Here is an 11384-nt window from a genome sequence, read left to right on the forward strand (position 1 = left end):
TAGGTCCTGCCCGGTCAGCTCCCCGTCCGGACCACCGAGCGCAGCGAGCGGAGCGCGACCGACAGGGCGGCGATCGTCGGCTTCTCCAGCCCGAGGATGCCGGTGAGCTGGCTCTCGGCCCGAGCGACGCCGTCCTTGTTGGACCGGCACCACGACTCGATCCGCTCGTCGGCGCTGACCACGCCGTCACCGTCGAGGTCGACCTCGGCCTCGGCCTCGAAGGCGTTGCGGGTGTAGGCCTCGAGGACGGCATACAGGTCGTCGCGCAGGGCGCCACGGGCGAGCGCGTCCCACCGGTCGTCGCGCGCGAGCTGCGCCACGCGGTTGAGCATCCCGTCGATCCCGAAGCGCTCCGACATCTTGAAGTACACCTCGGCCACGTCCCCCGGGGTGCGGTCGAGGTCGGAGGCGATCTCGACGACGTCGAGCAGCGAGTAGCTGTCGAGCAGGGTCGCGGCCCGTGCGGCGAGGTCCTCGGGGACCCCGTCGTCCTCCCAGCCCGTCGTCTGGGCGATGACGCGCTCGCGCTCGCTGCCCTGGAGCAGGTCGGGGATCCGCGGCGCGAGCTCGGCCACCACGGGCCCGAGTCGCGTCACCTCGGTCGTGATGTCGAGGGTCCCGGGTCGGGCGGCGAGCAGCCACCGGACCGACCGGTCGAGCAGCCGGCGGAACTCGAGGTAGAGCCTGGTCTGCACGGCCGTCGGCAGGACGTTGTCGAGCCCTTCGACCTGCTCGACGTAGGCACGCAGGCCGAAGACCTCGCGCGCCACGATGAAGGCTCGCGCCACCTGCTCGGGGCTGCCGGCCGCCTCCTCCTGGGTCCGGAAGACGAAGGTGATGCCGCCCCGGTTGACCATGGAGTTGACGACCGAGTTGGTGATGATCTCGCGCTTGAGGGGGTGGCGGCCGAGCTCGTCGGCATACGTCTCCCGCAGTGCCTGCGGGAAGTAGTCGGCCAGGGTCGCCGCGAAGTACGGGTCGTCCGGGAGGTCGCTCTCGAGGATGTCCTTCTTGAGCGCCAGCTTCGCGTAGGCGACGAGCACCGAGAACTCGGGTGACTTCAGGCCCACGCCCTCCGACACCCGCTTGGCGATCTCGGCGTCGCTCGGGAGGAACTCGAGCGAACGGTCGAGCTCACCGCGCTTCTCGAGCCAGCGCATGAGCCGCACGTGCACCGGCACCATCGACAGCTCCTGGGCGCGCGCGTTGCCGAGGAGCACGTTCTGCTCGTAGTTGTCGCGCAGCACGTGCTCGGCGACGTCGTCGGTCATCGAGGCGAGCAGCGTGTTGCGCTCCTCGATGGTCAGGTCGCCGCGGCGCACGACGTCGCCGAGGAGGATCTTGATGTTGACCTCGTGGTCGGACGTGTCGACGCCGGCGCTGTTGTCGATGGCGTCGGTGTTGACCCGCACCCCGGAGAGGGCGGCCTCGATGCGGCCGAGCTGGGAGAGCCCGAGGTTGCCGCCCTCACCGACGACCTGGACGCGCAGCTGCCTGCCGTCGACGCGGATGGCGTCGTTGGCGCGGTCGCCGATCGAGAGGTGGTCCTCGGAGGACGCCTTGACGTAGGTGCCGATCCCGCCGTTCCACAGCAGGTCGACCTCGGCGAGCAGCACCGCGTGGATGAGCTCGGTGGGGGTCATGGTCGCGACGTCGTCGGCCAGCCCGAGGGCTGCGCGCATCTGGGGCGTGATCTCGATGGCCTTGAGGGAGCGCGAGAACACGCCGCCACCCTCGGAGATCAGCGACCTGTCGTAGTCGTCCCACGACGAGCGCGGCAGCTCGAAGAGCCTCTTGCGCTCCGGGAACGACTGCGCGGCAACGGGTTCGGGGTCGATGAAGACGTGGCGGTGGTCGAACGCCGCAACGAGGCGGATGTGCTCGGAGAGGAGCATGCCGTTGCCGAAGACGTCGCCGCTCATGTCGCCGATGCCGACGACGGTGAAGTCCTCGGACTGCGTGTCGACGCCCATCTCGCGGAAGTGCCGCTTGACCGACTCCCACGCGCCTCGGGCGGTGATGCCCATGGCCTTGTGGTCGTAGCCGGCCGAGCCACCGGAGGCGAACGCGTCGTCGAGCCAGAAGCCGTAGGACTGCGCGACGCCGTTGGCCAGGTCGGAGAACGTCGCCGTGCCCTTGTCGGCGGCGACGACGAGGTAGGAGTCGTCGCCGTCGTGCCGGACCACCCGCTCGGGCGGCACGATGTCGGTGCCGTCGCGGTTGTCGGTGACGTCGAGCAGCGCGGAGATGAAGGTGCGGTAGGCGGACTTCCCCGCCTCCAGCCAGGCCTCGCGTGACACCGTCGGGTCGGGAAGCTTTTTCGCGTAGAAGCCGCCCTTCGAGCCGGTGGGGACGATGACGGCGTTCTTGACCATCTGCGCCTTGACCAGCCCGAGGATCTCGGTGCGGAAGTCCTCGCGGCGGTCGCTCCACCGCAGGCCTCCGCGCGCGACCGAGCCGAACCGCAGGTGCACGCCCTCGACCTGGGGGCTGTAGACCCAGATCTCGAAGGCCGGCCGCGGGGCCGGGAGGTCGGGGATGGCCGTGGGGTCGAGCTTGAGCGAGACGTAGGGCTTGGGTCCGCCCGACACGACCTGGAAGAAGTTCGTGCGCAGCGTGCCGCGCATGACGGCGAGGAAGGACCGGATGATGCGGTCCTCGTCGAGCGAGCTGACGTTGTCGAGGGCGCCGATGACCCGCTCGGCGATCTCACCCTCCTCCGCGGCCCGGGCGTCGACGTCGCCCTCGCGGTCGGGGTCGAAGCGTGCCTCGAAGAAGGCGACGAGGTCGGCGGCGATGGCCGGGTTCGAGACGAGGGCGTCCTCGAAGTAGGACTGGCTGAAGGTGGCCTGGGTCTGGCGGAGGTACTTGGCGACCGTGCGGAGCACGACGACCTGGCGCCAGGTCAGCCGGGCGGCCAGGACGAGCTGGTTGAACCCGTCGGACTCGGCGCGTCCGTCCCAGACGGCGAGGACGGCGCTCTCGAAGAGGTCACGCAGCTCCTCGTGCGCCACCCGCGACCAGATCTCGGAGTTCTGGACCCGCATCCCGAAGTCGTACACGTGCAGCAGGACACCGTCGGACCGCATCACCTCGTAGGGCTGCTCATCGACGACCTCCACACCCATGTCCGTGAAGATCGGGAGGATGTCGGTGAGCGAGAGGGGGTCGACGCGGAACAGCTTGAAGCGTCGGATGTTCTCGGGTGAGTCGCTGGGCCGGTAGAGCGCGACGCTCGTGCGCCGCCCGTCACCGAGGCGGTCGAGGTGCTGGAGGTCGGCGACGCCCTGGACGACCGAGAACGTCTCCTCGTAGCTCGTCGGGAAGCCGCGCCCGAAGCGGTCGAGCAGCCGGTCGCCCTCGACCTCGCCGAGGCGGTCGCGCAGCCCGTCGCCGAGCCGGTCCGCCCAGGTGCGGCTCACCTCGACGAGCCGGCGCTCGAGGTCGGAGCGCTGCTCCTCGTCGAGGTGACGGACCCGCTCCCCCACCGGGACCCGCACGACGAACTGCAGGCGCGACAGCGCCCGCTCGCTGACCCGGGCGGTGAACTCGACGCTCTCGCCGCCGAACGCGTCCTTGAGGATGGCGGCCATCCTCGTGCGCACCCCGGTGTTGTAGCGGTCGCGCGGGATGTAGACCAGGCAGGAGACGAAGCGGCCGAAGTCGTCCTCGCGCAGGAAGAGCTTGGTGCGGCGGCGCTCCTGGAGCTGCGCCACGGCCATCGCCGTCTCGAAGAGCTGGTCGGGCGAGGCCTGGATGAGCTCGTCGCGGGGGTAGGTCTCGAGGACCTCGACGAGGTCCTTGCCGGTGTGCGAGTCCGGGGCCAGCCCCGAGCGGTCGACGACGGCCTTGACCTTCTCGGCGACGACCGGGAGCCGCAGCACGGACTCGGTGTAGGCGGTGGAGGCGTAGAGCCCGAGGAAGCGCCGCTCCCCCAACGTGGTCCCGTCGGCGGCGTAGCTGCGGATGCCGACGTAGTCGAGGTATGCCGGCCGGTGCACGGTCGAGAGCGAGTTCGCCTTGGTGAGGACGAGCACCCCCTTCTCGCGCGCCTTGCGGCTGGACTGCGGCGAGAGCGGGATCAGCTTCTTGTCCGCCGGGGGGTCCTGCCGCAGGACGCCGAGGCCGGTGCCGCCGAGGGGCCGGATGACGTCACCCTCCGGGGTCTCCTCGAGCGCGTACTCGCGGTAGCCGAGGAAGGTGAAGTGGTTGTCGGCCATCCAGCGCAGGAAGGCGATCGCCTGCGTGACCTCGTCCTTGTCGACCCCGCGCGGCGGTGCGCCCTCGAGCTCGGCGGCGATGACGAGGCAGCGGGTGCGCATCGTCGGCCAGTCGGTGACGGCTCCACGCACGTCGGCGAGGACGTCCTCGAGGGTGGCCGCGAGCTCGTCACGCGCGGCTTCGTCGCCCAGGCGGTCGATGGTGAGGAGGATCCACGACTCCGAGAGCACGTCCGGCGCCTCGGACACCGGCCCGGCACAGTCCTCGTCGCACGTCTCGACCAGCTCGCCCGACGCGTCGCGGCGCACGCGCAGCTGCGGGTGGACGACGAGGTGGATGTCGAGGTCTCGCTGGACGATGGCCCCGGTGACGGAGTCGACGAGGAAGGGCATGTCGTCGGTGACGACCTGGATGACGGTGCGGGAGCTCGACCACCCGTCGCTGTCGGTCGTCGGGTTGAACACGCGGACGGCCGCCTGGCCGGGCCGGCGCGACTGGGCCAGCTCGAGGTGCGACTTCACCGCGCCGGCGAGGGTCCGCGGCGGTCGCGCGCTGAGCTCCTCGTCGGGGACGTGCCGGAAGTAGCGGCCCACGACGACCATGCCGTCGGGCCGTGGGTCGAGGGCGGCGAACGCCGTGTCGATGGCGGCGAGCGTGGCCGATCGGGGCTGGACCGATGACTCCGTCATGTGCGCTGCAGATCCTTGCGTCGCGGCGTCGCCGATGCCTCGGCGGGACACGTCCCTGTGTCCTCCACCGAGACTACCCACCCCCGCGGGACTGTGGATGAGGGACCGGAGCTGTGGCGGGTGAGCACTAGAGTGACGACGTGCGACGGCCGGTGGACACCCAGGCGCTCGCCGCGGTGGGTGCCGACCTCGGGGAGGTCGGCCAGGGCCTCGCCGGCGCCGAGGACGACCTCCTGTCCTGCCTCGTCGTCATGGGCGAGCCCGACCCGCAGCGCGCTGTCGACGCCTGGGTCGACCAGGTCGCCGACGTGCTCCGGGCGGTCGACGAGGTCGTGGCCCAGCACCGGTCGACCATCGCCCGATCCGCCGCCCGCCACCCGGTGGTGGACGACGGACCCGTGAGGACCGAGCAGCGATGAGGCTCCCCGTCCCCGGGGACCCCGCCTCCCTGGCCGCGGCCGGCGCGACGGCCCGTCGGGTGGGCCGCGAGCTGGCGGTGGTCGAGGGACGGGGCAGGACGGCATACGCCTCTCTGGGTGAGATCTGGGGCACGTCGACCTCGGTGCGCACGCGCAAGCAGGGTCGGCGGGCGATGGCCGCGCTCACCGACGTCGGGCGCCACACCGAGCAGGTGGGCGAGGCGCTCCAGACGTATGCCGCGGAGCTGAGCGAGCTCCAGGCGCGGGCCCGGGCGGTGGTCGACGCCGCCGCCGAGCGCGGGCTGGTCGTCGCCGAGGGCCGGGTGCTCCCGGCGTGGGGGGTGACCGGCGAGGCCGACCCGCGCACCGTGGGCGAGCGCGATGCGCAGGTGCGTGCCCTGCAGGCCGAGCTCGACGCCGTCGCCGTCCAGCACCGGCGACGGCGTGACCGGCTGCTGGCCCGGATCGGCGAGTCACGAGAGGACCTCGAGGTCCTCGCGGCGGCACTGCGGCTCGGGTGAGCCGGTGCGGTGGCAGGATCGGGGGTCCCACCACGTGAGGAGCCCTTCGTGAAGTTCACCCACCGAGCCGAGTACCCCGCCTCCCCAGAGGCGGTGTTCGCCGTGATGAGCGACCCGGCCTTCCAGGACGAGAAGTGTGACGCCACGACGACCGGCCGGTGGAGCGCCGACGTCACCATGCGGGGTGACCGCACGGTGATCACCACCGAGCGCCACCTCCCCGCGGACGGGTTGCCCGAGTTCGCCCGCTCGTTCGTCGGCGCCACCCTCACCATCGTCGAGGTGCAGACCTGGGGACCGGCCGACCCGGACGGTCGTCGGGTGGCCGACCTCAACCTCCACGTCAAGGGCGCACCGATGACGCTGAAGGGCTGGATCCGCCTGTCCCCCACCGACTCTGGCAGCGTGCACGAGCTCGAGGCGGACCTGCGGGCGGGTGTGCCCCTCATCGGTGGGCGGCTGGAGAAGGCCGGCGCCGAGCCGCTGACGTCAGCGGCGGACATCGAGACCCGCCTGCTCCACCGGCGCCTCGGCTGACCCGCCCCGACTGATTGCGCACGGCGTTCACCCCGGCTGACCCCCCGACTGATTGCGCGTGGCGTTCACCCCGGGTGCCCCCCCCGACTGATTGCGCATGGCGTTCACCCGGGTGGGCCCTCGGCCGGCGGACGTGACCGCCATGCGCCATCAGTCGGACAACGGGCGTCAGCCCATGTGCGGGTAGGTGTGCTGCTTCGGCGGCACGAACGTCTCCTTGATCGAGCGCGGGCTCGTCCAGCGCAGGAGGTTCTGGGCCGAACCCGCCTTGTCGTTCGTGCCCGACGCGCGTCCACCGCCGAACGGCTGCTGGCCGACGACCGCGCCGGTCGGCTTGTCGTTGACGTAGAAGTTGCCCGCCGCGAAGCGGAGGCGGTGGCTCGCCTCGGCGACGGCCGCGCGGTCCTGGGCGATGATCGAGCCGGTGAGGGCGTAGGCCGAGGCCGAGTCGATGGTGTCCATGACCTTGCCGAACTGGCGGTCCGGGTAGACGTGCACCGAGAGCAGCGGACCGAAGTACTCGGTCGTGAAGATCTCGTCGTGCGGGTCCTCGCCGACCATGATCGTCGGCCGGACGAAGTAGCCCTCGGAGTCGTCGTAGCTGCCGCCGGCGACGACGTCGATGCCGCTCGTCGCCCTGGCCCGGTCGATGGCCGCCTTGTGCTTGGCGAACGCCCGGTCGTCGATGACCGCGCCCATGAAGTTCGACAGGTCGGTGACGTCACCCATGGTCAGGCCCTCGGTGAGGCCGACGAGGTCGTTCTTGATGACCTTCCAGATGCTGCGGGGGATGAACGCGCGTGAGGCCGCCGAGCACTTCTGGCCCTGGTACTCGAACGCGCCGCGGATCATCGCGGTGCGGACGACGTCGGGGTCGGCGCTGGGGTGGGCGAGGATGAAGTCCTTGCCGCCGGTCTCGCCGACGATGCGCGGGTAGTGGCGGTAGCTCGTGAGGTTGGCGCCGATCCGCTGCCACAGCTGCTGGAACACCCGCGTCGACCCGGTGAAGTGCAGGCCGGCGAACTCCGGGTGGCCCAGCACGACGTCGGAGACCTCGGTGCCGTGGCCGGCAACCAGGTTGATGACGCCCGGGGGCATGCCGGCCTCCTCGAGGATCTCGAGGAGGAACTGGGCGGCGAGCTGCTGGCTGTGCGACGGCTTCCACACGACGGTGTTGCCCATGAGCGCCGGGGCGGTCGGGAGGTTGCCCGCGATGGCGGTGAAGTTGAACGGCGTGATCGCGTAGACGAAGCCCTCGAGGGAGCGGTAGTCGGTGCGGTTCCAGATGCCCGGGGAGTTCGCCGGGGGCTGCTCCTCGAGGATCTGGCGGGCGAAGTGGACGTTGAAGCGCCAGAAGTCGATGAGCTCGCAGGCCGCGTCGATCTCGGCCTGGTATGCCGTCTTGCTCTGTCCGAGCATCGTCGCCGCGTTGACCTTGGCGCGGTACGGGCCGGCGAGGAGGTCGGCCGCCTTGAGCAGGATCGCGGCCCGGTCGTCGAAGGACATGTCGCGCCACGCGGGGGCGGCGGCGGTGGCGGCGTCGACCGCCGCGGTGGCGTCGGCCTTCGTGGCGTCACGCAGGGTGCCGAGGACCTTGGCGTGCGCGTGGGGCTGGCGCACCGTGATCTTCGTGCCGCGACCCTCGACGCGCACGCCCCCGATGGTGTGGGGCAGGTCCCAGCGGGTCCCGCCGACCTCGAGGAGCGCCACCTCCAGAGCGGCGCGCTCGGGGCTGCCCGGCGCGTAGTCGCGGACGGGCTCGTTGGTGGGGGCGGGGACGTGGGTCACAGCGTCCATCGGTTGCTTCCTCGATTCCGTGGGTGGCGGGTTCGCCCCCATGCTCCCACGCCCTCCCGCACCCCCTCGCGCCCCCGGCTGCCAGCGTCCGCAACCTTGGTCGCGATCCCCACCATCTTTGCGGACGCTGGCGAAGCCGGGCGGACGCTGGGGGCCCCCCGGCTGCCAGCGTCCGCACCCTTGGTCGCGATCCCCACCATCTTTGCGGACGCTGGGGAAGCCGGGGCGGGCGCGGGGAGGGTGGGCGGACGGTCAGGGGGTGGGGCGGGCGGCGAGCGCGATGACGTCGTCGAGCTCGGTGACGTCGTACCAGAGGAGGTCGGCCGTCTCGCCGCCCGGCTGCTCGTCGATGTGGAACGACGCGATCCGCGACAGCGCGACGACGACGTCGAGCTCGACGGCGGTGTCGTCCTCGTCCTCCCGGCGGACCACGGCGGTGTCGACGTCGGCGGAGGCCACGACGCGGCGACCCCCGTCCGGGGCACGCTCGGCCGCGTCGGCGGCGGCGGCCGACCACGCGGCGTACTCCCGGTCCTCGTCGTCCTTGCCCGACGTGCGGGCCTCGGTGTCGAGGGCCGCGTGCGCGCTGACGGGGACGGGACCGACCTCACCGCGCCGGCGCAGGCCCTCGAGGGCGGCGGGGTCGAGGGGGACGTAGACACGAACCATCGGCACGACAGGTCCTCTCAGCGGGTCCGGGAGCGAGGAGCCTCGAGCAGCTCCTGCAGCGAGTCCACGATCGACTGCCCGAGGACGTCGACGTCCGGCAGCGCGTCGCGGTCGGCGTAGAGCCCGTAGTAGACCCCGCCGTCATAGGACGTGAGCCCGATCGAGAGCGCCTTGGACACCCCGAGCGGCATGACGGGGTAGGTCGAGGCCATCTGCGCGCCGGCGACGAAGAGCGGGTGCTGCGGGCCGGGGACGTTGGTGATGGCGACGTTGAACAGCCGTCGCGAGACCGCCCCGCCGAGCCGGGCGGCGAGGGTGTGCATCGTCGGCGGCGCGAACCCGCCGAGCCCGACGAGGGTGTCGGCGCCCACGGCACTGCCGGCCTCCATCTGCTGGCGCATGGCGAACGCGATCTGGTGCAGCCGCATCGAGGCCCCGGGCTCGCCGACCGGGAGGTCGACGAAGCAGGCGGTGAGGTGGCGGCCTGCGGACAGCTCGCTCTCGACGTCGTGCACGCTCACCGGGACCATGGCCCGGATCGTCGTGGCGCCGTGCACGCTCTCGCCGCGCATCATCAGCCAGGTGCGGAACGCACCGGTGATCGTGGCGAGGATGACGTCGTTGATGCTGACGTCGTCGGCGAACGCGCCCTGGGTGAGGCGCGAGCGCACCTTCTTGTAGTCGTCGAGGTCGGTGCCGACCATGACGTAGCGGCGGGCCCGCCCGACGCGGGCGTTGAGGGGTGACGTGGGAGCCGGGCTCGCCGACGCCCGAGCCAGCGCGGAGACCACCTCGCCGGCCACGCCGAGGACCCGCCCGGCGGTCGTCTTGACGTCGGTGATCCCCGACTGGACCGTCTCGACGAGCTGCCCGGGCGCGCGCACCGTGTCGGCGAGCGCGCTGACGATGAGCTCGGTCTGCGACGGCTCGCGGCTCGGGCGCCACGTGTCGTGGACGCTCTGCGACCCGGGGCTCTCGGAGTCCTCGAGGATGAGGTGGGCGATGTCGACGGCGTTGACCCCGTCGACGAGCGCCTGGTGGGTCTTGGTGATGATCGCGAACCGGTCGTCGGCGAGACCCTCGACGAGGTAGACCTCCCAGAGGGGGCGGCTGCGGTCGAGCGGGCGCGGCTGGATCCGCGCGATGAGCTCCTCGAGCTGCTCGTCACCGCCGGGGCGGGGCAGCGCGGAGCGACGCACGTGGTAGGTCACGTCGAACCGCTCGTCGTCGATCCACACCGGGTTCGCGAGCCGGCCCGGGACGTTGCGGACCCGCTGCCGGTAGCGCGGCACGTAGGCGATGCGGCGGGCGATGATGCCGACCAGGCGGTCGTAGTCGAACCCCTCGTCGGGGGCGTCGAAGACCATGACCGAACCCACGTGCATCGGCGTGGACGGCTCCTCGAGTGCGAGGAAGCTGCTGTCGAGGGTGCTCATGCGGTCGGCCACGTGCCCATCGTGTCAGACGGGTGCACACCCCCGTGCCGGGCACGGAAAGGCCGAGGGTGCGCTCACGCGGACCGGTGTGACCCCCGTCGCAACCGCGTTCGCCGGCCGCGACGAGCGGCCCGACCCGGGGACGCGAGGCCGGGCCGGACCGACTCGGCGATCCGGGCGACGGCCGCGGTCACGGGCGCGGTCGGCGCCTGCTCGACGAGGCTGCGGCCGGCGAGCAGCGCCGCGTCGCACTCCTCCGGGGCCCACGGGACGAAGATCGGGTCCTCGAGCCCGGCGAACCGGGAGAGCACGTCGGCGAGCGCGCGCTCGGGCCTCGGCCCGGTCGCCGAGGCCCGCACCTTGTTGACGACGACGGTCGGCACGGGCGAGGGGACGACCCCGACGTCCTGCACGGCCCGGACGAGTCGCTGGAGCCCGATGGGATCGGCGGCGCCGACGGCGACCAGCGAGTCGCTGCGCTCCAGCGCGGTCAGCGTCGTCGCGTTGCGGCGGGGTGCCGCCGTGTCGTAGCTCAGCTCCTCGTCGTCCTCGAGCGCGAACCCGCAGTCGACGACGACGTGGTCGACGAGGCCGCGGGCCTGCTCGAGGATGTCCTCGACCGCACCGGTCCGGAGCTCGGGCCACCGCGACGGCGTGGGTATGCCGGTCAGTACCCGCAGCCTTTCCGTCACCTCGGGTGCCACCCGGGACAGCGCGGCCAGGTCGAGCGTCCCCTGCTCCGACGCCCGCGCGGCCGCCGCCACCCCGGGAGCCTCGTCGATGAGGGCGAGGTACTGGGCGACGCTCGCGCCCCACGTGTCGAGGTCGACGAGCAGCGTGCGGACGCCCCGGGCCGCGAGGTGGGACGCCAGGGCCACGGCGATCGTCGTCCGCCCCGGGGCGCCCGTCGGTCCCCACACCGCGGTGACGAGGGCGCGCGCCGGCAGGCCGTCGCCCTCCGCATCGTTCTCCGGATCGTGCTCCGCATCGTGCTCCGCGTCGGCTGGGCCGCCGTCGAAGCCGCCGCTCCGGGTGGGTCCGTCGAGCCAGCGCGCGAGCTCGTCGTCGGTCACCGTCGCCGGACCGCCGCCGCCG

Annotated in this window: 8 protein-coding genes; 3 read left to right on the forward strand and 5 right to left on the reverse strand. The window is 72.2% G+C overall.

Features of this window, described 5'->3' with window-relative positions; translation table 11 throughout:
- Positions 1 to 14: 14 nt before the first annotated feature.
- Entirely contained in the window at positions 15 to 4910 is a 4896-nt protein-coding gene (locus N801_RS13785; protein ID WP_035938871.1) for an NAD-glutamate dehydrogenase, read from the reverse strand.
- Positions 4911 to 5050: 140 nt separating this feature from the next.
- On the opposite strand from N801_RS13785, the gene N801_RS13790 reads away from it, so the two are divergent.
- The 3 genes from N801_RS13790 to N801_RS13800 are packed head-to-tail and all read left to right on the forward strand — an operon-like array spanning position 5051 to position 6387.
- Entirely contained in the window at positions 5051 to 5329 is a 279-nt protein-coding gene (locus N801_RS13790; RefSeq protein ID WP_156996777.1) for a hypothetical protein, read from the forward strand.
- Positions 5326 to 5850, forward strand: a complete 525-nt coding sequence (locus N801_RS13795) for a hypothetical protein (protein ID WP_035938876.1) — start codon at positions 5326 to 5328, stop codon at positions 5848 to 5850. Before N801_RS13790 ends, N801_RS13795 begins: the two co-directional genes overlap by 4 nt.
- 48 nt (positions 5851 to 5898) lie before the next feature.
- Positions 5899 to 6387 carry a DUF2505 domain-containing protein gene (locus N801_RS13800; protein WP_052113030.1) on the forward strand — a complete coding sequence of 163 codons (489 nt, stop codon included), beginning with the start codon at positions 5899 to 5901 and terminating at the stop codon, positions 6385 to 6387.
- 168 nt (positions 6388 to 6555) lie between these two features.
- On the opposite strand, the gene pruA is transcribed toward N801_RS13800, so the two are convergent.
- From pruA to N801_RS13820, 4 genes are all read right to left on the reverse strand, one after another.
- A complete protein-coding gene (pruA, locus tag N801_RS13805; protein WP_035938878.1) occupies positions 6556 to 8184 on the reverse strand; it encodes an L-glutamate gamma-semialdehyde dehydrogenase in 1629 nt (542 codons plus the stop codon).
- Positions 8185 to 8436: 252 nt separating this feature from the next.
- Positions 8437 to 8853, reverse strand: coding sequence for a DUF6912 family protein (locus tag N801_RS13810; protein ID WP_245618454.1), 417 nt, complete (start codon positions 8851 to 8853; stop codon positions 8437 to 8439).
- Positions 8854 to 8870: 17 nt separating this feature from the next.
- Positions 8871 to 10301 (reverse strand): WS/DGAT/MGAT family O-acyltransferase, encoded by a 1431-nt coding sequence (locus tag N801_RS13815; protein WP_035938882.1) that lies wholly within the window; start codon positions 10299 to 10301, stop codon positions 8871 to 8873.
- A gap of 62 nt (positions 10302 to 10363) precedes the next feature.
- On the reverse strand, positions 10364 to 11384 hold a 1021-nt coding region (locus N801_RS13820), incomplete at its 5' end, for a CpaE/TadZ family protein (RefSeq protein ID WP_156996778.1).

Source organism: Knoellia aerolata DSM 18566, from assembly GCF_000768695.1.
In the GTDB taxonomy this organism is placed as follows: domain Bacteria; phylum Actinomycetota; class Actinomycetes; order Actinomycetales; family Dermatophilaceae; genus Knoellia; species Knoellia aerolata.